The organism is Mycobacterium sp. E1214, from assembly GCF_001666755.1.
Taxonomy (GTDB): domain Bacteria; phylum Actinomycetota; class Actinomycetes; order Mycobacteriales; family Mycobacteriaceae; genus Mycobacterium.
In genome coordinates this window covers 1-21,761 of sequence record NZ_LZJC01000044.1, presented here as the reverse complement: position 1 = coordinate 21,761, position 21,761 = coordinate 1, and the positions used below count along the sequence as shown (strand labels likewise).

General features: G+C 67.9%; 19 protein-coding genes, 1 tRNA gene and 3 pseudogenes. 13 read left to right on the top strand and 10 right to left on the bottom strand.

The features are described 5' to 3' along the window. Window positions 1–61: 61 nt before the first annotated feature. The 4 genes from A5700_RS05270 (at window position 62) to A5700_RS05255 (ending at window position 3,485) form a co-directional block, all read left to right on the top strand. Window positions 62–937, top strand: coding sequence for an alpha/beta fold hydrolase (locus A5700_RS05270; protein ID WP_197502836.1), 876 nt, complete (start codon window positions 62–64; stop codon window positions 935–937). Window positions 938–1,076: 139 nt separating this feature from the next. Further along, window positions 1,077–1,682 (top strand): S1 family peptidase, encoded by a 606-nt coding sequence (locus A5700_RS05265; protein WP_068070190.1) that lies wholly within the window; start codon window positions 1,077–1,079, stop codon window positions 1,680–1,682. 179 nt (window positions 1,683–1,861) lie between these two features. Further along, on the top strand, window positions 1,862–2,332 hold the full coding sequence (locus tag A5700_RS05260) for a lipoprotein LpqH (RefSeq protein WP_068070191.1): 471 nt from the start codon (window positions 1,862–1,864) through the stop codon (window positions 2,330–2,332). Window positions 2,333–2,372: 40 nt separating this feature from the next. After that, on the top strand, window positions 2,373–3,485 hold the full coding sequence (locus A5700_RS05255) for an MAP_0585 family protein (protein ID WP_068070207.1): 1,113 nt from the start codon (window positions 2,373–2,375) through the stop codon (window positions 3,483–3,485). Between the two features lie 393 nt (window positions 3,486–3,878). Here the strand turns inward: A5700_RS05255 and A5700_RS05250 are convergent, their stop codons facing one another. Continuing rightward, window positions 3,879–4,274 (bottom strand): hypothetical protein, encoded by a 396-nt coding sequence (locus A5700_RS05250; RefSeq protein WP_068070192.1) that lies wholly within the window; start codon window positions 4,272–4,274, stop codon window positions 3,879–3,881. 189 nt (window positions 4,275–4,463) lie between these two features. On the opposite strand from A5700_RS05250, the gene A5700_RS05245 reads away from it, so the two are divergent. Beyond that, window positions 4,464–5,264, top strand: coding sequence for a DUF732 domain-containing protein (locus A5700_RS05245; RefSeq protein ID WP_068070193.1), 801 nt, complete (start codon window positions 4,464–4,466; stop codon window positions 5,262–5,264). A gap of 71 nt (window positions 5,265–5,335) precedes the next feature. On the opposite strand, the gene A5700_RS05240 is transcribed toward A5700_RS05245, so the two are convergent. Then, window positions 5,336–7,873 (bottom strand): excinuclease ABC subunit UvrA, encoded by a 2,538-nt coding sequence (locus tag A5700_RS05240; protein WP_068070208.1) that lies wholly within the window; start codon window positions 7,871–7,873, stop codon window positions 5,336–5,338. Here A5700_RS05240 and A5700_RS05235 point away from each other — a divergent pair. Next, window positions 7,848–8,972 carry a hypothetical protein gene (locus A5700_RS05235; RefSeq protein WP_197502837.1) on the top strand — a complete coding sequence of 375 codons (1,125 nt, stop codon included), beginning with the start codon at window positions 7,848–7,850 and terminating at the stop codon, window positions 8,970–8,972. The genes A5700_RS05240 and A5700_RS05235 overlap by 26 nt on opposite strands. 45 nt (window positions 8,973–9,017) lie before the next feature. Here A5700_RS05235 and A5700_RS05230 read toward each other — a convergent pair whose 3' ends face one another. Then, window positions 9,018–9,788 (bottom strand): DUF4268 domain-containing protein, encoded by a 771-nt coding sequence (locus A5700_RS05230; RefSeq protein WP_068070195.1) that lies wholly within the window; start codon window positions 9,786–9,788, stop codon window positions 9,018–9,020. A 420-nt stretch (window positions 9,789–10,208) separates the two neighbouring features. Between A5700_RS05230 and A5700_RS05225 the strand changes: the two genes are divergently transcribed. The 4 genes and pseudogenes from A5700_RS05225 to A5700_RS26850 all read left to right on the top strand — a co-directional run. Then, window positions 10,209–11,039 (top strand): SDR family NAD(P)-dependent oxidoreductase, encoded by an 831-nt coding sequence (locus A5700_RS05225; protein ID WP_068070196.1) that lies wholly within the window; start codon window positions 10,209–10,211, stop codon window positions 11,037–11,039. A 327-nt stretch (window positions 11,040–11,366) separates the two neighbouring features. Then, entirely contained in the window at window positions 11,367–11,498 is a 132-nt protein-coding gene (locus A5700_RS27210; RefSeq protein ID WP_255377886.1) for a hypothetical protein, read from the top strand. A 12-nt stretch (window positions 11,499–11,510) separates the two neighbouring features. After that, window positions 11,511–12,803, top strand: coding sequence for a YceI family protein (locus A5700_RS27370; protein ID WP_082960493.1), 1,293 nt, complete (start codon window positions 11,511–11,513; stop codon window positions 12,801–12,803). 676 nt (window positions 12,804–13,479) lie between these two features. Continuing rightward, window positions 13,480–13,666: pseudogene (locus A5700_RS26850) on the top strand (hypothetical protein); the annotation flags it as partial. Here A5700_RS26850 and A5700_RS05215 read toward each other — a convergent pair. Continuing rightward, window positions 13,639–14,520: an alpha/beta fold hydrolase gene (locus A5700_RS05215; RefSeq protein WP_068070210.1), complete on the bottom strand. Its 882-nt coding sequence runs from the start codon at window positions 14,518–14,520 to the stop codon at window positions 13,639–13,641. The pseudogene A5700_RS26850 and the gene A5700_RS05215 sit on opposite strands and share 28 nt — an antisense overlap. A 781-nt stretch (window positions 14,521–15,301) precedes the next feature. On the opposite strand from A5700_RS05215, the gene A5700_RS05210 reads away from it, so the two are divergent. Next, window positions 15,302–15,649 (top strand): YciI family protein, encoded by a 348-nt coding sequence (locus A5700_RS05210; RefSeq protein WP_068204499.1) that lies wholly within the window; start codon window positions 15,302–15,304, stop codon window positions 15,647–15,649. A gap of 455 nt (window positions 15,650–16,104) precedes the next feature. Here the strand turns inward: A5700_RS05210 and A5700_RS05205 are convergent. Together A5700_RS05205 and A5700_RS05200 are read right to left on the bottom strand one after the other, a co-directional pair. Further along, a tRNA-Thr gene (locus A5700_RS05205) sits at window positions 16,105–16,176 on the bottom strand. Window positions 16,177–16,205: 29 nt separating this feature from the next. Next, window positions 16,206–16,922 (bottom strand): hypothetical protein, encoded by a 717-nt coding sequence (locus tag A5700_RS05200; RefSeq protein WP_068070198.1) that lies wholly within the window; start codon window positions 16,920–16,922, stop codon window positions 16,206–16,208. Window positions 16,923–17,086: 164 nt separating this feature from the next. On the opposite strand from A5700_RS05200, the gene phoP reads away from it, so the two are divergent. Both phoP and A5700_RS05190 read left to right on the top strand, forming a co-directional pair. Further along, entirely contained in the window at window positions 17,087–17,806 is a 720-nt protein-coding gene (phoP, locus tag A5700_RS05195; protein WP_068070199.1) for a two-component system response regulator PhoP, read from the top strand. A gap of 15 nt (window positions 17,807–17,821) precedes the next feature. After that, window positions 17,822–19,280 (top strand): annotated as a pseudogene (locus A5700_RS05190) (sensor histidine kinase). Here A5700_RS05190 and A5700_RS05185 read toward each other — a convergent pair. The 4 genes and pseudogenes from A5700_RS05185 to A5700_RS05170 form a co-directional block, all read right to left on the bottom strand. After that, on the bottom strand, window positions 19,252–19,656 hold the full coding sequence (locus A5700_RS05185; protein ID WP_068070201.1) for an HIT family protein: 405 nt from the start codon (window positions 19,654–19,656) through the stop codon (window positions 19,252–19,254). The pseudogene A5700_RS05190 and the gene A5700_RS05185 sit on opposite strands and share 29 nt — an antisense overlap. 35 nt (window positions 19,657–19,691) lie before the next feature. Beyond that, entirely contained in the window at window positions 19,692–20,120 is a 429-nt protein-coding gene (locus A5700_RS05180; RefSeq protein ID WP_068070202.1) for a ketosteroid isomerase family protein, read from the bottom strand. Between the two features lie 13 nt (window positions 20,121–20,133). Beyond that, complete coding sequence (locus A5700_RS05175) at window positions 20,134–21,261, bottom strand: NDMA-dependent alcohol dehydrogenase (RefSeq protein WP_068070203.1); 1,128 nt, start codon at window positions 21,259–21,261, stop codon at window positions 20,134–20,136. A gap of 146 nt (window positions 21,262–21,407) precedes the next feature. Next, a pseudogene (locus tag A5700_RS05170) lies at window positions 21,408–21,761 on the bottom strand (hypothetical protein); the annotation flags it as partial.

Sequence of the window (21,761 nt, the reverse complement as noted above, 5' to 3'; positions counted from 1 at the left end):
GGGCGCCGCGACGCGGTCGAACTCCCGCAGGTCGGCGACCGCGACGCTCTACGATCGCGTGATGACCGCGGTAGCCGAACCGTTCTCGATCCAGGGGGCCGGCGGGCTGCGCATCGCCGCGGACCGCCTGGGCGACCCGCGGGCGCGGGCGGTGGTGTTCCTGCACGGCGGCGGGCAGACGCGCCGGTCGTGGGGCAAGGCCGCCGCCGCCGTCGCTCGGCGCGGCTGGCAGGCCGTCACCGTGGACCTCCGCGGGCACGGCGAGTCGGATTGGTCCCGCGACGGCGACTACCGCGTGGTCAGCTTCGCCGGTGACGTCGCGCAGGTGCTGCGCACGCTGCCGCCGCAGCCGGTGCTGGTGGGCGCCTCCTTGGGCGGGTTCACCGCGATGCTGCTGGCGGGCGAGCTGTCGCCGGGCATCGCCAGCGCCGTCGTCCTGGTCGACATCGTGCCGGACATGGATCAGTCCGGGGCGGATCGCGTCCACGCCTTCATGTCCGACAAGGTGGAGTCGGGGTTCGCTTCGCTCGACGAGGTCGCCGACGCGATCGCCGAGTACAACCCGCACCGGCCCCGACCGACCGACCTGCAAGGCCTGGCCACCAACCTGCGCCGCCGCGGCGGTCGCTGGTTCTGGCACTGGGATCCGCAATTCATCAGCGGCACCGCGGCGTTCCCGCCGTTCGAGGTGACCGACCCGGACCGCATGCACGCGGCCGTCGAGGTGATCCTGCGCGGCGGGGTGCCCATGTTGCTGATCCGCGGGCAGATGAGCGACCTGGTTCCCCAGGAGCGCGCCGAGGAGTTTCTGGCTCGCTTCCCGCAGGTGGAGTTCACCGATGTGCGCGGCGCGGGCCACATGGTCGCCGGCGATCGCAACGACATCTTCGCCGGCGCGGTGCTGGATTTCTTGGCCAGGCACGTCGGACCGGAGTGACCTGGCTCACGTTTCGTGCGCGTGAAACTTGCTGGTCAACAACGTATTTGAGGGTCGGCGCTGCTACCATCTGCCGGATATCAGCGGAGGAGACGGCGTGGGCAGAGGGTTGTTGCGGGGATCGGGCCTCGCGGGAGCCATGGCGTTGGGCACGATCGTGTGGGCGAGCCCCGCGCAGGCGGCTCCGCCGCCCATGCCCGGCGTCAGCGTCGACCACGGGGCGGGTGGCTGCACGGCCGGGTTCGCGGCGCAGGGCAACGACGGCAGCTACTACCTGATGACGAGCGGGCACTGCGACTCGCACGACGGCAAGGAATGGACCTACGGCGACGCCGCCCCGCTGGGCAGGATCTCCGCCAGCGAGCACGAGGGCGAGAAGCGGGACGCTGCGATCATCCGCCTGGATCCCAGCATCGGGCCGCCGGTGGGAGACGTCGGCGGCAGATACCGGGTCCGCGACACGCTGAGCCGCTCGCAGATCCAAGAGGGCATGCCCTTCTGCAAGATCGGCGCGGTCACCGGCGAGACGTGCGGCGTCGTCAACGGCGTCCAGGGCGACGTGGTGGAGGCCAGCGTGTACAGCCTCGACGGCGACAGCGGCAGCCCCGGCTTCGTCATGAACTCCGACGGCACGGTCAGCGCGGTCGGCTTGCTGATGTCCTCGCCCGAGGGCGACGACTACACGACCTACTTCATGCTGATCCACCCGCTCCTCAACAGGTGGGGGCTGCACATTCTGCCGTGACGCCCGGGTTGGCCAGTTAACCCGCCGCGACGGCGACGTAACGTGGCGTTTGCAAATTTCGGCGATCGGGTATCCGGCGCAGCGGCCGTGGGACCCGCTCCGCGGGCCGGCGCACGCGGTAATGCGTTGCAGCCGCGATGGTCAAGGTAGCCGAACCAGCGACACGAAGGGATGCAGTAGTGAAGCGTGGGATCGTGATCGGCGTAGCCGGCGTGGCCGTGGTGGTCGCGGCCAGCGCGGGCTGTTCGAGCAACAAATCGAGTACCGGGGCGTCCGGTTCCTCGTCGGCTGCGGGAGCGGCGGGCCCGCAGGTGATTGTCGACGGCCAAGCGCAGAATGTCTCCGGGCAGGTCACCTGCACCCCGGCGGGCGACAACATCAACATCGGCATCGGGGACCCGACGGCCGGGGTCGGTGCCGTCGTCAGCAACGGCAACCCGCCGATCGTGCACTCCGTCGGATTGGGCAGCGTGAACAACGTCATCCTCGGGTTCTCCGACGCCGCCCCCAACCAGGCCGCCAACGCCGGTGCGGCCGTCAACGGCAAGCAGTGGGCCATCAAGGGCACCGCGACCGGCACCGACATGAGCAACCCCCAGCAACCGCAGCCCGTCACCAAGCCATTCGAGTTGGACGTCACCTGCCCGTAGGGCAGGCGATCGACACCCAAGAGGGGACGCAACTATGACCATGAAACGTGCCGTCGGCGCGGCCGCGGTGGCGGCCGGCCTGGGCTTGTCCGCCGCGACGTTCAGCGCGGGCTATGCATTCTCCGCGCCGCTTGACCCGCCACCGCCATGTCCGAACTGCCACGGCGGTGGCGGCGGAGGCGGCGGCGGTGGTGGTAACCCCGGCGGGCCCGGTGGCGGCGGCGGTGGTGCGCCGGGTGGCCAACAGGGTGGTCCCGGTGGGGGCGCCCCGCATGGCGGCGGCCCGCAGGGCGGCCCCGGTGGCGGTGGCCCGCAGGGCGGCCCCGGCGGTGGTGGTCCGCAGAACGGGCCGAGTAACTCCGGCCCGCAGAACGGGCCGGGCAACGGTGGCCCGCAGGGCGGTCCCGGCGGTGGTGGTCCGCAGAACGGGCCGGGTAACGGTGGTCCGCAAAATGGGCCGGGTAACTCCGGCCCGCAGAACGGGCCCGGCAACGGCGGCCCGCAGAACGGACCCGGAAACGGGGGCCCGCAGAGTGGTGGCCCGAACAACCCGCCGCAGGGCGGGCAGAACCCGCCCAACGGGCACGGGCAGAACCCGCAGAACCAGCAGGGGCAGCCGCAAAACCAGCCGGGACAGAACCAGCCGGGACAGAACCAGCCCGGGCAGAACCAGCCGAACCAGCAGGGCAACCAGCCCAACGGCCCCGGTCACGGCCAGAACCCGCCGCCCGCTCGGCCCGCGCTCAACCCGCCGAGCACCCAGCCCCCGCACCAGCCCTACATCGCGCGCCACGACGTCGTGACCGCCAGCGCGCAGATCGGTGGTCCCGCGGGGCCGGAGGTGCAGTTCAACATCATCGGACGTGGCGCACCGCCGCCGCCGCGCGAGCGCGGATACGGCTGGAACGACGGCCCGGCGCCGGGCCACCCGCCGCCGCACTGGGAGGGCCCGCCGCCTCCCGGTGGCTGGGACGGTCCCCCGCCTCCCGGTGGCTGGAACCGGCCCTGGGCGGGGCCGCCGCGTGACGTCGCCGTCGCGCGGGCCGACTTCGGACCCTTCAACTACAACACCTTCACCGTGATCCCGGTGTTCAACTGGCAGTACGGCGGTTGGGGCTACTGGTTCTTCGGTGTTTGGGTGCCCCTGTACTGAGCACGAGTGGAAGCCGCCCCGGCGATCGCGTCGGGGCGGCTTTCGCGTCGCCGACGGCCCGCCGCTGCCGGCGCCCTCTCGAGTTGCGACCGGCCGGGGCCCCTCGCAGACTGGAGGCTTGCGAGAGCGGAGATGTCGGATGCCGGACGACGCGGGTGAAGCAGCGCCGGCGAGCGCCCGTCGCCGGCCGGGGCCTTCGGCAATCCTTTGCGCCACTGCGGCGCTGTTCATCGCCGCCGGCGGCACGGCCCCACTCGTGCCGCCGGGGTGCGGGATCGGTTGGACGATGATCGGCCACACCCTGATTTACGTGCCCGACTGCACGCATCCGTCGTCGCCGGCGCCTCCGCCGGACGGAGCGCCCCCGCCGGATCCCGGACCGCCCCCGCAGTCTTAGCCGACGGGGGTGATCGCCGCGCTGGAGATCGTGAAGCCCCGGCCCGAGGCGACGGTGCAGGTGACCCCGCCGACCTCCGACCGGCAGGTGAACGGTCCGTTCGTCATCGTCTGGCCGTAACCGAGCGTGGGCGTGTTCTCCGCCGCGTTCGCCAGGCAACCCTCGCCGGTGCACACCGAGAAGGTGCCGTCGGGGTTCAGGGTCGCCGACTCCGGGCGCGACAGCGCGAAGCAGAAGGCCTCGTCGGGGAGGCCCTGTCGGCGGTAATTGATCTCGCAACTGATGTTGCGCGTCGGGGAGAGGAAGGCGACATAGTCTCCGTCCGCGTGCGCCGCCGACGCGAATAGTGTTGGTGTACAGGCGATCCCGGATCCACCAATCGCGATCGCCATGACGGCATCCCTTAGCGCTCTGCTCACCCGTGTGCCCTCGCCTTCCCGTCTGTGCTCACCCCGCGTGAGCGTCACGACGCTCATCCTTGCGCACCGCGGCGCCCGGCGGCCGAGGATCACCAAATGGCCGGTTGCTCCAGAGGGCGCCGGAACTTGTCACAGAGCCGTGACACTCGCAAACTGGTTGATATGCGCGACCGCGAAACCATCGACGCAGAGTTACGGCGGATCGCTCTGAGTCGCCGATCGAGCGGGCAGGGCGGTCAGCTGTCATCTCGAGAGGCCGACGAACTGCTCGACGAGCTCCTCGCCCACAGCGGCAGGGGGCCCTTGCCCGACCTCGCGCGGACGCCCGAAGCCGTCGTCGTCCCCCGAGACCGCGGAGTCGCGGTACCCAAGTCGCCGCGGCGGCGCGCCGGCGCATTGAGCCGCCTGAGCCTGCTGGCGGCAGTGCCGCTGTCGCTGGCGGCCGTCGCCGTGGCGGTCGTGATGATGGTGTCCGTCCGCCACGAAGATTCGTCGGCGCAACCGTCGGAGGCCCAGCCCAGCGACACCCCGTCGGCGACCGCCGCGCCGCCCAGCCGAGCCGCGCCGAGGGCGCCGGCACCGCGCCTCCAAATCGCCGACGCGGCGTTCGTCGGCGCGTTGCGGCGCGAGGGCGTGCCGGTGCCCAGCCAGGAATACGTCATGGCGCAGGGGCACGCCGTTTGCGACTTCCTGGCGCACCAGCCGAACTTCGCTGACGCCGCCGGTTTCGTGCAGCGATCCTCGGTGTGGGACGCCGACCAGAGCGCGAAGGTCACCGCGGGCGCCATCGTCTCTTACTGCCCGCAATCCCAGTCGGCCATGGTGGACCAGAGCCAGCCCGCCTACCAGAGCACGCTGTCGGACCTGCAGGCGATCCAGCAGCAACTGCAGGGCATTCAGGGGGACCTGCACGGCATCGAGGGAAGCCTGAACGGCCTGCCCGGGCACCCGGGATTTCCCTAACCGCCGTGACAGGCCCGTGGTGAACGGGCCGCGTCGCTGCGCCGATCCGCTCTGAAATCGCGGAATCCCGCTCAGCGAGTGGGGGACGGCGCCATCCGCTTGGCCAGATACGGCGCCGTGCGGCTGTGTTCGGCGCGTGCCACCGTTTCAGGCGGCCCGGCCGCAACGACCCGACCGCCGTCGCTGCCGGCTCCGGGTCCCAAGTCGATCACCCAATCCGCGCCGGCGACCATCCGCATGTCGTGTTCGGCCACCACGACGGTATTGCCCGCATCGACCAGGCGGTGCAGTTGACGATCGAGCAGGTCGACATCGGCGGGATGCAGCCCGGTCGTCGGCTCGTCGAGGACGTAGAGGGTGTGCCCCCGCCGCGGCCTCTGCAGTTCGGAGGCAAGCTTGATCCGCTGGGCCTCGCCGCCCGACAGTTCGGTCGCGGGCTGGCCGAGCCGGAGATAGCCGAGGCCGACCTCTTGTAGTGTGGCCAGGCTCCGCGCAGCGTGGGAAACGTCGGCAAGAAACTCCGCGGCTTCGTCGACGGTCATCGCGAGCACGTCAGCGATCGTGCGGCCGCGATAACGCACCTCGAGCGTCTCGTCGGAGTAGCGCGCTCCATGACACGCGGGGCAGGTAGCGTACGTGCCTGGCAGGAACAGCAATTCGACGGACACGAAGCCCTCGCCCTGGCAAGTGGGGCACCGGCCTTCGGCCACGTTGAAAGAAAATCTGCCCGCCGTCCAACCGCGGCGCCGCGCCTTGGGGGTCGCGGCGAATTCGCGACGCACCGCGTCGAACAAGCCGGTGTAGGTCGCCAGCGTCGAACGCGGCGTCCGCCCGATGGGGCGTTGGTCGACCGACACCAACCGGTTGATCTGCTCAACCCCCGTCGCCGTCACGCCGACGCTCGCGTCATGGTCGACATCGATTGTCTCCACGTCGGTGTCCTCGGCGTCGGGTTCGGCCGGCTCGACGGCGCGGCGCGTCCCGAGCTGGCCGTTGACGACGTCGCCGAGGACCTTGACGACCAGCGTCGACTTGCCCGAACCGGACACTCCGGTGACCGCCGTGTACACGCCAAGTGGCAGGTCCACGTCGAGATCTTTCAAATTGTGAAAGCAGATGCCGCGCAGAATCATTGAGCCGGACGGTGTGCGGGGTGGCCGAGACGCCGGCGTAGCCTCCTCGAGCAGGTACCGTCGGGTGATCGACCTCTCGACGTCGGCGAGTCCGGGCACCGGCCCGCTGTAGAGCACCTCCCCGCCAAGCTCCCCCGCCCCGGGCCCCACGTCGACGATCCAATCGGCGCGGCGTACCACGTCCATGTCGTGCTCGACCACGAACAACGAATTGCCGGCCCGCCGTAGGCGATCGAGCACGTCGAGCAATGGTTCGGCATCCGCGGGGTGCAGTCCGGCCGACGGTTCGTCGAGCACGTAAAGCACGCCGAACAATCCGGCGCGCAGTTGCGTGGCCAGGCGTAACCGCTGCAACTCGCCGGGCGACACCGTCGGGGTACGCCGGCTGAGCGTGAGATAGCCGAGGCCGAGATCGATGAGTACCTGCAGGCGTGCGACGAGATCCGCGGCGATCATGGTCGCCACTTCGGTCAGCTCACCGGATTCCGTCGACTCGTACGCGGCGGCGGCGTCAGTACGAGAAGCGGTGGGGCGCAACGCGTTCGCCAGATCAGCCAACGGCATCGCCACATAGTCGGCGATGGTGCGCCCGGCGAACGTCACCCGCAGCGCCTCGGCCCGCAGCCCGGAACCGGCGCATGTCGGGCACTCGACGCTGTCGACGAATTGCAGCACCCGCCGGCGCATCATGGCGCTCTGGGAGTTGGCCAGCGTGTGGCGGACGTGGCGTTCGGCGCTGGAGAAGGTGCCGTTGTAGTAATAGTCGGCCTGCACGGGGTGCTGGCTCGGATCGATCTCGACGGTGGGCTGCTCGTCGGTGAACAGAATCCAGTTGCGTTGACGCTGAGGCAGTTTACGCCACGGCTTGTCGATGTCGTACCCCAGCGTGACGAGGATGTCGCGCAGGTTTTGGCCTTGCCACGCACCCGGCCACGCGGCTACCGCGCCTTCTCGGATGGTCAGCGACGGGTCGGGCACCAGCGTCTCCTCGGTCACCCGGTGGATTCGTCCGAGACCGTGGCACTCGGGGCACGCGCCCACGGCGGTGTTCGGGGAGAACGCATCGGAATCCAGTCGTTCCGTGGCACCCGGCGGGTAGGTTCCGGCGCGGGAGAACAGCATCCTCAACAGGTTGGACAGCGTGGTGACGGTGCCGACCGTCGACCGGGAGGTCGCCGACCCCCGCCGCTGCTGCAACGCGACCGCGGGCGGCAGCCCGGTGATGTCGTCCACCTTCGGCGCGCCGGTGGGCAAGAGCAGCCGACGGGCGTACGGAGCGACCGATTCGAAGTAACGGCGCTGCGCCTCGGCGTAGATGGTGCCGAAGGCCAACGACGATTTGCCCGATCCGGAGATACCGGTGAACGCGACCAGCGCGTCACGCGGCGCCGCGACGTCGACACCCCGCAGATTGTGGACCCGCGTCCCGTAGACGCGCACGCACGGGTCGATGTCGTCGGCACTTCCGTCAGACATGTTCACACAACTACCCGTGCTTGCGGCTTGGCATGCATCGCGTTTGCTGTTGGACATCCCCCGCACCTGCGGCTATTTGCCGGCACCTGCGACACTGGTGCGGCCCAGCCACGCCCCGGCACCGACCTCGCCACCGAAGGCAGCCATGACTTCTACGATTGCCGTTCTGTTCGTTCACGGCGTCGAAATCAAGGATCCGCACTACGCCGACAACGCGATCAAACTGCTTCGCGCCGAATACGCCCGCGCCTGCCGCGGCATGGAAGCGGCCGAGCTCGAGATCGAGTCGGCATTCTGGATTCCCGTGGTCGAGCCCGGTCTCGACAAGATCGTGCGGGCAACATTCGGTCGAGGCTTTGCCGGTTGGGCGCAGCGACTCGACGGTCTCGTCCACCGGATCAATAACGGCTCATATCTCGCCATGGTCCCGGTGGTCCTCTCGGGTCTGCTGGGGCGCATTCCGGGAATGCCGAAGGCGCACTGGCCGACGCTGCGCTGGGCTGTCACCTACTTCCTGGGCGACGTCATCGCCTATCAGACCGCTGAGGGCAGCGACGCCAATTACGACGCCATCCATGCCCGCCTCGACGACGCGTTGGCGACTCTGGCCGAACGGGCCCCGGACGCACCGTTGTGCGTCATCGCGCACAGCCTCGGCACCGTCGTCGCCTCCGACTACTTCTACGACCTGCAGAACGCGAAGCCCAAGCAACTGAAGAAATCGGCGCGGGGTTCGTCCGCGCTGCAACGTGGCGAGACCCTGACCTGGTTCTACACGCTCGGCAGCCCAATCGCGCTGTGGATGGTGCGCTACCCCGAATTCGATTCCCCGATCAAGCTTCCCGGCCGCAAGCGCAGTGCCGCCGCACGAAAAGCGGCGCAATGGATCAACTTTCACGACCCCGACGACATCGTCGCGTACCCACTGCGGACGCTGAACAAGCACTACGCCGAGGCGGTCGACCGCGACCAGGCGGTGTCCGTGGGACCGCCCCTCCTCGGCGACACCCCGGTCTCACATGTCGCTTACCTGAATTCGCGGAAGGTCATGCGGCCCATCGCGCAACGCCTCGCCATGTTCAGCCGCCCGACCGAGTAACGCGGCCGGTTAACTCCGGGCGGGCCGCTGGTCGCGGCCGCCCCGTTAAATGGCTTCTTTGAGCGTGCGGGGCATGGTCTCTTTGAGTCTGTCGGCGCCACCAATCGCTTCCACCGCTTGCCTGAAACGCACCTGCTGGCTCAACACCCAGTCGAGCATGGCGGGCCACAATTCCACGTCGGCGACATTGTCGAAATGCGACGTGACGCCGACCGTCGCGGCCTTCTTACCCGGCTTGTCGTCCCACTCGGCGGCGTGCCCCAGAGCCCTTTCGAATTCGTCCTTCTGGGCACGAAGCGCCTCGAAGCGGCTCAGGTTGAGGCTCGCATCCGGACTGCTGAAGTACAGCTGGACGCCGAGGCCCCGCTGTGTGAACGCGGTCGCGTAGGCAACCCCGCTCGTCCCGGTAGGGAGGTTGTACCGCGAGGCGCGGCTGGGCGTTGTCCTCCTGGTCCACCCGGGGTGCTCCGTGCCCAGGCGGTCGAGGAACTGTGCCCAGAAATCCCAGTAAAGCTTAGGGCGCCCGGTCGGCGGGTTCCCGCCAGTGCCGGTCGTGGCCGGCTCGTCCAAGGTGCTTGGGCGGGCGACGACGTCGGGGTCCGGCCGCGGCGCAGAGTCATCTATCCGCACCGGCTCTGCTGTCTCGACTTGGGGCGGGCGCGAGGCAGCGGCTCGCCTGGCTGCTTTCCTGGCCCTGGCCGCTCTGGCCCTCGCCTTGGCGGACCTGACTTGAGCAAGCCACGCCACGAAGACGATGGCACCGATAGCGAGGAAGAAGAAGAGAAAGACCACGTAAAGGAAGTCGGGCGTCTCCACGATGTCAGCGCCGGAAAGTCGGGTGGCGGGACTTGGCCGGAAAATGCCGCAGGTGCGGGCGCAGCGGCTCGACAGGCATCGGACGACGGCTGGGAGTCACGGCTGACTGCCGCGGTAGACGTGGACAGCACGCTGGGACAACAAGTTCGCCCAAACCTCCCCGTTTTGGCGATATTGCTGGTGACGGGCCCCGATACACCGACAGATAAGAGCGTAGACGTTCTCGCGCTTAGCCAAACGGGTTTGGTCGAATCGGTGGCGGACGGCCCCGAGTCGGGGAGCGTGTCGGCGCGCCGGCCGGTCGGGGTCATTCGTTGATGAGGTACGGCGTCGCGGACGGCGCGCCGGAATAAAACCGGTCCCCCCAGTGTCGGTTCGTAGACCTGACGAGTACCGCCGATAGGACAGCGGAGGGCCAGCATGTCGCCGAAAGTGTGGTTTATTACCGGGGTTTCACGCGGCTTCGGCCGGGCATGGGCGGTGGCCGCGCTGGAACGGGGCGACAAAGTCGCCGCCACCGCGCGCGACGCGTCAACACTGGCCGACCTGCAGGGACGCTTCGGTGACGCTGTCCTGCCGCTGGAACTGGACGTGACCGACCGCGACGCCGACTTCGCCCGCTTCGCGGAGGCGCATGCGCACTTCGGCCGGATCGACGTGGTCGTGAATAACGCCGGCTATGGGCAGTTCGGCTTCGGCGAGGAACTCTCCGAGCGCGAGATTCGCGACCAGATGGAAACGAACTTCTTCGGCGCCATCTGGGTGACCCAGGCTGCACTGCCGTTCCTTCGCGCCCAGGGGAGCGGCCATATTCTTCAGGTGTCCTCGGTGGGTGGACTCTTCGCGGGCCCAAACGTGGGAATCTACTGCGCTTCCAAGTGGGCTCTGGAGGCATTCAGCGAGGCCTTGGCCTTCGAGGTCGAACCCTTCGGCGTCCGCGTCACCCTGGTCGAGCCGGCTTTCTTCGCCACCGACTGGGGTAGCTCCTCCGCCAAGCACGCGCAGGCACTGCCGGCGTACGCCCAACGGCATCAGGATGCGGACGAATTGGCCAGGGGACTTCTCGGGGAGCCGGCCGACCCGGACATCACGACCACCGCCCTGCTAGCGCTCGTCGACGCCGACCCGCCGCCGGTGCGAGCGATTATCGGCTCCTGGATGGTCCCGGCGGTCGAGCAGATCTACCGGGACCGCATCGGCGGCCTGAAGGAATGGGAGCACCTCGGCCAGGACGTCTCGCGCAGCGCCTGACTCACTGTCAGTATCCGGGCCATCCCGCGCTGCGGGGCCATGGCACACCAGTCGGGATCTTGATCGACTGTCTCGAGCGCGCAGCCCGCAAGCCCGACTGTCGGCTAGGGATGCGACGAGTAGCAGTTGGCAGAGACTTTGGTTCTGCCGAGTCTCTGTCGCCCACGTCGTCGCATGGTTTCCATCGAGCAGTTTGTTGACGCGTCACGTAACCCCTGCTAGCTTGATTGAAGAATCAAGTTATAACTGACCGGCGTGACCGCGACGATGCCGGTACCACCCGTTTTGCCGCGGCCCAGTCCGCACAAAATCGCTCGAGGAGCCCACGTGAACATCGCGGCCTGGATTGCCTCAGGATTGCTCGCCGCCGCGTACCTTGCGACCGGTGGCATCACGCCGCTGACGACCAGAGAACGTCTACTGACCAACGCGTCGATGGCCTCGGCCGCGCGCGAATAGTCTTCAAGCTCAATGAAATTGATCGGCTGCGTCGAGATCTCGTCGGTGGCCGGTGAACGCCGTGTTCTTCGCGTTGGCGGTCTTCATCGCCTTCGCTCGCATCTCGGAGATCGTGCGATGACCGGCACTGTGCGATATGCCCTGGTGGGGACGGGTAGCAACGGAAGGGTTCTGGCGCAACGGTTTTCCGACCACGATGTGCCGGTACTGTGGGCCAACACGCGTGGTGCGGAGGCGGTCGACACGACCGGTTTGAGCGCGTCGATCACAGCCGTCGACCTCGACGCGGCGCTGGACGCAGACGTGATCATCCTGGCTATACCGTTCCTGCAGGTTCGTGAGTTCGGTGCTCGGCGCGCGGATTGGTCGGGCAAGATCGTCGTCGACACGAGCAACGCGTTTCTGGTCCCAGGGTCTGAGGGAATCCTCGGCGGCCGTTTGTCGACGGAGTTCAATGCCGAGGCCTTCCCGGGCGCGGCGGTGGTCAAGTCGTTCAACCAGACTTCGGCCACGCAGTTCGCCCAGAAGCGGCCGCCGGAGTTCGGCCGGCGTGTCGTCTTCGCGTCGAGCAACGACCCGTCAGCCAGCGCGGTGATCGCCGACCTGTGCACCGATCTGGGCTTGGCCCCCATCGAGCTTGGACGTATCGACGAAGGCGGTGTACTGATCCAAGCGCGCAACGCTCTGGTGTTGCACAATCTCTACGAACTGCCCTCCGAGTTGGACATCAACCGTCAGACGACGGCTGTCGAGCCCAATCTCGCCCCGGGTACGTGGGCGATCGACCCCGTGCACTCGTCGATCACATTCTCGGTTCGCCATTTGGTGGTCGGGAAGGTCACTGGAAGTTTCGAGGAGTTCTCCGGTGCAATCACGGTGCCCGAGAACGCAACCGCGAGCTTGGCGGCCACCATCGCGGTCGGCTCGGTGAACACCGGCAACCCCGACCGCGCCCACCACCTCCGCGCCCCGGACGTCTTCGGGGCCGAGGAGTTCCCCACCGCGACGCTGGTGTCGGTAGACGTCCACAGCGTCGAAAAAGACAATTGGGTGCTCGTCGTCGATTTCACCCTCCGTGGGATCACCAAGCGCCTGCCTGTGGCGTTTGCCTTCCTGGGAGTGAGCGCCGGCATGGGGTGGGGGGAAGTCGCCGGGTTCGAAGCGGCGATCACGCTCAGGCGCAGCGACTTCGGCGTGCTGACCGACACCCCGGTGCTCTCTGGGGGTGGCTTGATGGTCAGCGACACCGTCGACATCACCGTCTGCCTGGAAGCAATCAAGCAACCCCTCAGTCCCACGCGGTGAGAGAGCGAGGCCGACGGCGCGAATGTGCGTCGGTGCTGACCGGTGGTGGGCGCCCTTGACCGGCGGTTGCCGGCTGGGTCGGCTTGCAACTACGGCCTAATGGCTCCACGTCGATGAGTTCGGTGCTGAACTTGGGTCGTCACCCCCATCGAGCGCCTCGGCCGCTCCGTCGCCGAAGAAACCCGTACCATCGTCGCACTCGATGAGCACCGATTTCCTGCGTGCCTTTCGTGCAAAGGGCTAGACATCCACCGCCCGCCCGCCTGGTAGCAGCGATCATGGCAGCGACGCTGAGCTGAAATCGGTTTCGGCCGCGAACACCGGGCCGTCTCCCGTGAGGCACGCCGAGCCCGAAAGTTGCCAGGCGCGCACGCAGGCTCATCCTCCGTGAGCGATGAGAACAACTCGGCGGTCATCGCTATGAGCGAACCAGTGCGGCAGCTGGCCGCGGCCTACGGGATCTGCTGGGCAGCCACAAAACCGCCGCCTCGCCGATCGCTCACAGGCATGGGCCAAAGAAATGGGATGAGGACAAAACAGGAGCTGCGCGGCCGCCGCGAACGATTGTGCCACTGCGGCGGGTGGGCGCGTTGTCGTTGTCGTTGTGGTGGAGCTATTGTCGGGGACCGTCGCGCGACTCGCCGCTCCGCACGTGCCGCTGATCGACCATGTCTCAGTGCCGGCGCTCGGCGCGGGCTGGCGCTGCTGGTGCTTGTGCCCGCGATCCTCAAATACGGCGCAGCAACCTATTTGGCCGCGGCGGTACAGACGCAGGACCGTTCCTGGGGCGCTGGCTGCTGCTGGCCGCCGCCATGTTCGGGATAAGCGCCGCGATCTATGCGGTCCGCGTCGCCAGGCGGTGAACCGTGGCGGCGATTTCGGCGGGATGGTCTTCTTGCAGAAAGTGCTTGGCAGGCAACAAGGTTGGATTTTGCACGCCGGCGGCGCGCTGCGCTTGGGCGCCGTAACGCCGCCACGGCAGCATGGCGTCGCGCGCTCCCCAGATGATCTGCACGGAGTAGGGCGTCTGACGGACTGCGTCGAGATAGTGTTGCTGCTTGGCGCCGGTCAGCTCGAATCCGCGCATGATCCGCAAGAAAGCCCGCCCACCGTCGTCACCAAAGAGCAGCGGCAGCCAGCACGCGAGTTCGGCGCTCGGCACGCGGCGGCTCACGCCTACGAGCCGCATGATCGACGCGAAAGCGCCGGGCACCCGCAATGAGGCGAGCCAAGCTTCACCGATGCCCCGATGGGCGAAGGGTTCCATGGGCCAGGGCCGGTGGAACGACTCCACTTCGATGATCGTGTTCAACAGAGTCAGCGAGAGGACCCGGCCGGGCGCTGCATTGGCCACCTCGAATCCGACGGGTCCACCGATGTCATGGACCACGAGGTGGAAGCGCTCGAGCTCCAACGCGTCGATCGCTGACAACAGCCACCGGCCCAGTCCGGTCCACGTGTAGTCCGCGTCGACGGGTCTATCGGCGAGCCCAAGCCCAGGCAGATCAATCGCGATACCCCGCAAGCCGCGGGCAGCCAATTGCGGAACTACCTTGCGGTAGAGGTACGCCGAAGCGGGCACGCCGTGCACACACACCACCGCGGCGCCATCGCGCGGGCCGTCGTCGAGGACAAACGACTTGATGCCAGATGCGGTGAAGAAGCGCCCCGATGACCGGTGATTCTCAAGCAGCCGGGCGACGTCCGCGGCGCTCATCTGGCGGCCTGTGTGCAACACATGCTTTCATGCAACCGGATCACCGGCGTCGGTGTCACGGTCAACATCCATTTCAATCCGCGATAGGCGGCATCGGACACTCCGATGGAACGGCTGTCGAGCCGCCGTTCGTGTTCCAATACAACATGCAGTTCTCCGACTTGCGGGCCGGTATCGCGGTGGTTGTCGCCAGAGCCTCATGGGCGGCCGCGGCGCTCCACATCAGCCAGCCGTCGCTGTCACAGACGATGCAGGCCCTCCTCGATGACCGCCCCCAGAACCGGGCCGCCCACGACAGTGTTGGGCTGCTGCCGTCTGTACCTGTTCGCCCTATCTGGCGTCGACGTCATCAACTGTCTGGCTGCTGAGATCAAGGTCGGCGACGAGGCTGGCCAGGTCTGTTCTGCGGGACTGGCCGAGCCATGCGGCCCAGGTGCGTCGGATTAGTGGGTTGCCGCGCAATCTGTTCCAGATCAGACCCTCGGGTAGCGGGCGGGCCCACCCTTGTGACGCGAGGGCGAAAGCCTGTCCTGTTCATGCAGCGGCAAGCTTTACTTCTGGGGTGACGGGTCCGTCGTGCTCGACGACCCAGTACGTCCCGGTGACGCCGTGGCTGCGTAGCGTGGCGCTGACCTGATCGTGCCATGCGGGTGCGTCACCGCGGGCGCACCCTACCCATCGAAGGTCAGCGAGACGGTGCAGCGGCACCCCGTCGGGTTGTGCCAGTTCTTCGGCACGGTCGCCGGTCAGTATCACTCCCATAGGTTCTTCCGGCATCACCATGTCCGACACCCACCAAGACACCCAGCGTGGACTATTCGTCGTGCGCTACAACTACAACGACAACACCGAGGCTCGTGAACAGGCCCTTCCCGCCCACGAATCCTTCCTCCGCGGCCTGCAAACAACCGGCGATCTCGCCCTGGGCGGCCCGCTGGTCGACGAACCCGGGGTGCACGCCATGCTGATCGTGCGCGCCACCTCACTCGAAGATGCGCGCGAACTGCTCGCCCAAGACCCCATGCTCACCGCCAAGGTGCTCGAGTCGCGCGAGATCACCGGCTTTATCCCGGCATTCGGTGGTGGTGTTCAAAGCCCGAAGGCTGGACATGTGGCGCCCCGTAGCTAGCTGCGTCGGCCGGGCCGGCGTTCACCCCGACGCCCGGCAGGGGCAGCGCTCGGGGCAGCAGCGCGTTGAGGTGGTCAGGCAAACCAGAAGAAGTCGACGCGGCCCACGGCGGCGGGCAGGTGGTTGGCGCGCAACAACGGGTGGCCGAGAATTGGGCGGTAATCGTTTCGCTGACGACACCGACCTTCATCTTCGCAGCTCCTTGATCCCCGCTGTAAATCAGGCGTTCTCGTTCGTACGGGCGATGAAGGGCGTCATGGCATCCACGGCCTGGTCCCGCTCCAACGGGATCCGCCACCGCCTTCCGTCAGCAGCAGTTCTGCGCCCGGTCGGTGGCTCCGATAACTGCGGCCCAAGACGTTAGGTTGATGCTGGATCCGCCGCACAGGGCAATATCCATCGACAGCGGGAGTTTGCGATTGTTCAGCGAGGGATCAGATTCAATTTACAGACCGAGCCCCCTGTCAGGATTGAACTGACGACCGCTCGCTTACAAGGCGAGTGCTCTACCACTGAGCTAAGGAGGCGGGGTAAAACCGGACCCCAGCCTAATCGGTCACTCGCCGCCTTCGATCACGCGCGTTGAGCGCACCGGCCGCGACGAGGCGCGCCGCCGGCCCGGCAGCGGGATGCGGTCGGCGATGTTGCTCAGCGGGTTGACCACCATGGTCAGCGCGATGACGGCGTCCTGCAGCGTCGCGATGGCCGGCTCCAAAGCCTCCATGCCGGGCGTGAGCCGGGCCAGGGTGTCGGCGACGTCGGCCAACTGATCCAGCGGCCCGTGCTTGGCGGTCAGCTTGTCCACCAGCCCGCCCTCGCTGAGCAGCCGGTCGGCCAGGCCGTCCTCGGCCAGCAGTCGCTCGATCAGGCCGTCCTCGGCGACCAACTGATCGGCCAAGCCGCCGGGCTGCAGCGCGCGATGCAGGCCGCCGCCCTCGGCGGCCAGCCGGTCGAGCAGACCGCCCTCCGAGGTCAGCAGGTCCACCACCCCGCCGGGGCGCAGCAGCCGGTCGATCGGGCCGTCCGGGGCGATGGCCCGGCCCAGCGGGGCGTCGTCGTCCAACATCCGGGCCAGCCGATTGGCCCGCACCAGGGCGTCGTCGAGGCCCAGCATGGACGTCATCGCGCTCGCCCGCGAGGGCGCGCCCTCGCCGAGCGCCCGCTTGGCGACACCGACGGCGGCGCTCGCGACGGTCAAGCTCGTGTCGGCGGCGGCCAGGCCCACTCGCGCGGGAGCCGTCGCGGCCGAGACGATGCTTCTGGCGAGATTCATCCTGCCGAGTCTATTCGCGACGCGACCGCGACGAAGTGCACAGGTGCGAGCCGATCGATCGATTTCTTGGCAGACTTTGGCAGACTATTGTCAGACGGTTGGCACTGAGCTTTCAGGAAAAGCACAATTTTCTCACAGCTCATCTCAAGCAAGGAAGACACTCCATGACCGCGGCAACATCACCTGACACGCAACCGGAGGCTCGCGTCCTCGTGGTCGACGACGAGGCCAACATCGTGGAGCTGCTTTCGGTCAGCCTCAAGTTCCAGGGGTTCGAGGTGTACACCGCCAGCAACGGCGCCCAGGCGCTGGATCGGGCGCGGGAGGCGCGCCCCGACGCGGTGATCCTCGACGTCATGATGCCCGGCATGGACGGTTTCGGGGTGTTACGCCGGCTGCGCGCGGACGGCATCGACGCGCCGGCGCTGTTCCTGACGGCCCGAGACTCGTTGCAGGACAAGATCGCCGGGCTGACCCTGGGCGGCGACGACTACGTCACCAAGCCGTTCAGCCTCGAAGAGGTGGTCGCCCGGCTGCGCGTCATCCTGCGCCGCGCGGGCAAGGGCGGGGCCGAACCGCGCAGCGCCCGCCTCACCTTCGCCGACATCGAACTCGACGAGGAGACCCACGAGGTGTGGAAGGCGGGCCAGCCGGTGTCGCTGTCGCCGACCGAGTTCACGCTGTTGCGCTACTTCGTCATCAACGCGGGCACCGTGTTGAGCAAACCGAAGATCCTCGACCACGTGTGGCGGTACGACTTCGGCGGCGACGTCAACGTCGTCGAGTCCTACGTGTCGTACCTGCGGCGCAAGATCGACACCGGCGAGAAGCGGTTGCTGCACACCCTGCGGGGCGTGGGCTACGTGCTGCGCGAGCCCCGCTGAGGCAGGGCATCGGACATGGCTATTTATCGTCGCCGCGGCCTGCCGCTTCGAGTCGGCCTGGTGGCCGCCACCCTGGCCTTGGTCGCCTGCGGGTTGGCGGTCTCCGGCGTCGCGGTCACGTCGATCCTGCGGCACAGCCTGATCAGCCGCATCGACCAGACGCTGCTCGACGCGTCCCGGGGATGGGCGCAGGCCCCGCGCCGCCAGACGCCGCCGCCCTACGAGGGGCCGGACCCGGCCCGGCCGCCGTCGAAGTTCTACGTCCGCGGCGTCAGCAGCGACGGCACCCCCTTCACCGCCATCAACGACCGCAACGCCGAGCCGGCGCTCCCGGCCGACAACGACGTCGGCCCGTACCCGACGACGCTGCCCTCGGTCAACGGCTCCGACATCCAGTGGCGGGCCGTGTCGGTGCGCGGCCCGCACGGCCTGACGACCGTGGCCATCGACCTCTCTGACGTGCAGCACACGGTCAGCTCGCTGGTGTTGCTGCAGATCGGCATCGGGGTAGCGGTGCTGGTGGTGGTCGGCATCGCCGGGTTCGCGGTCGTGCAGCGCAGCCTGCGGCCGCTGGCCGAGGTGGAGCAGACCGCCGCCGCTATCGCCGCCGGCCAGCTCGATCGCCGTGTGCCGGAACGGGATCCGAGGACCGAGGTCGGGCGCCTGTCGCTCGCACTCAACGGGATGCTCGCCCAGATCCAGCAGGCGTTGGCGTCCTCGGAGATGTCGGCCGAGAAGGCCCGGACGTCCGAGGAAGGCATGCGCCGATTCATCACCGACGCCAGCCACGAACTTCGCACCCCGCTGACCACCATCCGCGGATTCGCCGAGCTGTACCGGCAGGGCGCCGCCCGCGACGTCGCCATGCTGCTGTCGCGCATCGAAAGCGAGGCAAGCCGGATGGGGCTGTTGGTCGACGACCTGCTGCTGCTGGCCCGCCTCGACGTGCAGCGACCGCTCGAGCACGACCGGGTGGACCTGCTGGCCCTGGCCAGCGACGCGGTGCACAACGCGCAGGCGATGGATCCCAAGCGGACCATCACCATGGAGGTCCTCGACGGCCCGGGCACCCCGGAGGTGCTTGGTGACGAACCGCGGCTGCGGCAGGTGCTGAGCAACCTCATCGCCAACGCCTTGCAGCACACCCCGACGAGCGCCGACGTGACGGTGCGGGTGGGCACCGCGGGCGACGACGCGGTGCTCGAGGTGGCCGACGAGGGCCCGGGCATGACCGCGCAGGACGCGTCGCGGGTGTTCGAACGGTTCTATCGCACCGACTCGTCGCGCGCGCGGGCCAGCGGCGGAACGGGGCTCGGCCTATCGATCGTGCAGTCGTTGGTCCGCGCCCACGGCGGGGTCGTCAGCGTGACCACCGCTCCGGGCGAAGGCTGCTGTTTTAGGGTGACGTTGCCGCGCGTCAGCGAGGTGCCCACGCAGGAGCCGGCTCACGCCAACTGAGCCAGGGCCGCCTTGATCTTGGCCTGGGCGTCGTCCAGCGATTGCGGCGACGGGTTGCGGTCCACGTTGGCGAACCCGAAGTCGTGCAGGCTGCGGGTCGGGAAGACGTGCACGTGCAGGTGCGGCACCTCCAGGCCGGCGATGATCAGGCCGGACCGCTCGGTGTTGAACGCCTTGGACACCGCCCTACCGATCAGCTGGCTGACCGCCATCACCTTGGCGAAGGCCGCGCCGTCGACGTCTTGCCAGTTGTCGATCTCGGCGCGCGGCACGACCAGCGTGTGGCCTTGCGTCATCGGCTCGATCGTCAGGAACGCGACGACGTCGTCGTCCTCGTAGACGAAGCGCCCGGGAAGCTCACGGTTGATGATCTTGGTGAAGATCGATGCCATGGCCTAGAGCATAGGTGTGGCCCGCGCCCGGGCGGTCAGCCGTCCTGACCGAAGGTCATCATGTCGAGGTTCCAGTACCCGCGCATGTTGGTGATCAGCCCGGCGCCGTCGACCTTGTAGGTGAAGACGCCGCGCACCGAACTGGTCAGCCCGCCCTCGAACTTGCTGTCCAGCACCAGGATGTGGGCGATCTCGTCGGGCGAGCTCGACGGGAAGGTCTCCTCGCAGGTGATGGTCAGCTGATTGGCCGCGATGTTGGTGTCGAAGAACGCGCCGACGGCCTCCTTGCCGCGCACCCCGGTGCCGTCGGGGTTGGTGACGGATTGGCCGATCGGGTCCTCGATGACGACGTCGTCGGCCATCAGCGCCAGCCAGCCGGTGCGGTCGTGCGCCTGCACGCACCGCCACGACGCCTGCGACGCCGCCAGCGCCGGGGACGCCTCCGATGCCTCGGTCTGGGTCATCGCCGTGAGCCCCCTACCGGTCGGCGTCGGTGAAGCGGATGACGCCGCGAATGTTCTTGCCCTCCAGCATGTCCTGGTAGCCCTCGTTGATCTGCTCCAGGCGGTACTGGGTGGTGACCATGTCGTCGAGGTTGAGCTTGCCGGCCTTGTACATCGAGAGCAGCTGCGGAATGTCGTACTGCGGGTTGCCGCCACCGAAGATGGTGCCCTGCAGGTTCTTCTGCATCAGGGTCAGCATCGCCAGGTTCAAGTTGACGTTGGTGTCCAGCAGGCTGCCGATGGCGGTCAGGACGCAGGTGCCGCCCTTCTGGGTGATGTTCAGGTAGTTGTCGATGTCGGAGCCCTGCAACTCACCAACGGTCACGACGACCTTGTGGGCCATCAGGCCGTAGGTGACCTCCATGATGCCCATGAGGGCGGCGTTGATGTCGGGGTAGACGTGGGTGGCGCCGAACTTCAGCGCCTGGTCGCGCTTCCACTCCACCGGGTCGATCGCGAAGATGTAGCGGGCGCCTGCGTTGACCGCGCCCTGCAGGGCGGCCATGCCGACGCCACCGACGCCGACGATGGCGACGTCCTGGCCGGGCCGGATGTCGGCCGTGCGCACGGCCGAGCCGTAACCGGTGGTGACGCCGCAGCCGACCAGCGCGGCCACCTCGAACGGCACCGACGGGTCGATCTTCACCACCGAACTGCGGTGCACCACCATGTACGGCGAGAACGTGCCGAGCAGCGTCATCGGGAAGACGTTCTGGCCGCGGGCCTGGATGCGGAACGTGCCGTCGGAGACCGCGGCGCCGCCGAGCAGACCGGCACCCAGGTCGCACAGGTTGCGCATGCCCGCCTGACAGGTCGCGCACTGCCCACAGGACGGGATGAAGGACAACACCACGTGGTCGCCCGGGGCGATGTCCTCCACACCCGGCCCGACCTCGGTGACGATGCCGGCGCCCTCATGCCCACCCAGCACCGGGAAGCCGGCCATCGGGATGCCGCCGGTGACCAGGTGGTGGTCGGAGTGGCACATCCCCGCGGCTTCCATCTGGATCTTGACCTCGTGGGCCTGCGGGTCGCCGATCTCGATGTCTTCGATCGTCCAGGGCTGGTTGAACTCCCAGATCAATGCGCCTTTTGTCTTCACGGTGGTCCTGACCCCATTTCGCCTTTGAATCGATCAGCGCCGCCCGGCCCCTTCATGCCGGGAGGCGAGGTGACGGGTGCCACAGCACCCACGTCGCGTCAGCATAGCGCGTACAACAAATCAAATGCTTGGTTGGTGCCGCCCGCTCACCAGATGGGGACGGGCGCCGCACCGAGCGGGTAGTAGCCCGGCAGCTTCTCACCGGCAACGCTGCGCTCGATCCGCTTCTGCATGCCGTCGCTGAGGTCACCGGACTCGATGAGGTTGGCGAACATCTTCGCGACGTGCCCGAAGTCGAAGAAGTCGCGCTGCCACTCGATGAGGTTGTCATCGTTCAGGCGGAACCAGCTGCCGCCGATGCCGTAGATCTCGTCCTGCGTGCCGTCGGATTTGTTGACGATCTGTTTCCAGAAGCCGACGATCTCGCCCTGGGCCTGGAGATGGAGGGCCTGGAGAACTGGGTGTACGAGTACCAGAAGGTGCTCATCGACGACAAGCAG

What these genes read in the sequence shown, in the direction of transcription:
- A5700_RS05245 (WP_068070193.1), top strand. Translation starts at nt 4,464, where the DNA reads ATGCGCGACCGCGAAACCATCGACGCAGAGTTACGGCGGATCGCTCTG.
- A5700_RS05270 (WP_197502836.1), top strand. Translation starts at nt 62, where the DNA reads ATGACCGCGGTAGCCGAACCGTTCTCGATCCAGGGGGCCGGCGGGCTG.
- A5700_RS05250 (WP_068070192.1), bottom strand. Translation starts at nt 4,274, where the DNA reads ATGGCGATCGCGATTGGTGGATCCGGGATCGCCTGTACACCAACACTA.
- A5700_RS27370 (WP_082960493.1), top strand. Translation starts at nt 11,511, where the DNA reads ATGAAATTGATCGGCTGCGTCGAGATCTCGTCGGTGGCCGGTGAACGC.
- A5700_RS05240 (WP_068070208.1), bottom strand. Translation starts at nt 7,873, where the DNA reads ATGTCTGACGGAAGTGCCGACGACATCGACCCGTGCGTGCGCGTCTAC.
- A5700_RS05255 (WP_068070207.1), top strand. Translation starts at nt 2,373, where the DNA reads ATGAAACGTGCCGTCGGCGCGGCCGCGGTGGCGGCCGGCCTGGGCTTG.
- A5700_RS05180 (WP_068070202.1), bottom strand. Translation starts at nt 20,120, where the DNA reads ATGACCCAGACCGAGGCATCGGAGGCGTCCCCGGCGCTGGCGGCGTCG.
- A5700_RS05235 (WP_197502837.1), top strand. Translation starts at nt 7,848, where the DNA reads ATGTCGTCGGCACTTCCGTCAGACATGTTCACACAACTACCCGTGCTT.
- phoP (WP_068070199.1), top strand. Translation starts at nt 17,087, where the DNA reads ATGACCGCGGCAACATCACCTGACACGCAACCGGAGGCTCGCGTCCTC.
- A5700_RS05225 (WP_068070196.1), top strand. Translation starts at nt 10,209, where the DNA reads ATGTCGCCGAAAGTGTGGTTTATTACCGGGGTTTCACGCGGCTTCGGC.
- A5700_RS05210 (WP_068204499.1), top strand. Translation starts at nt 15,302, where the DNA reads ATGTCCGACACCCACCAAGACACCCAGCGTGGACTATTCGTCGTGCGC.
- A5700_RS05200 (WP_068070198.1), bottom strand. Translation starts at nt 16,922, where the DNA reads ATGAATCTCGCCAGAAGCATCGTCTCGGCCGCGACGGCTCCCGCGCGA.
- A5700_RS05215 (WP_068070210.1), bottom strand. Translation starts at nt 14,520, where the DNA reads ATGAGCGCCGCGGACGTCGCCCGGCTGCTTGAGAATCACCGGTCATCG.
- A5700_RS05185 (WP_068070201.1), bottom strand. Translation starts at nt 19,656, where the DNA reads ATGGCATCGATCTTCACCAAGATCATCAACCGTGAGCTTCCCGGGCGC.
- A5700_RS05265 (WP_068070190.1), top strand. Translation starts at nt 1,077, where the DNA reads ATGGCGTTGGGCACGATCGTGTGGGCGAGCCCCGCGCAGGCGGCTCCG.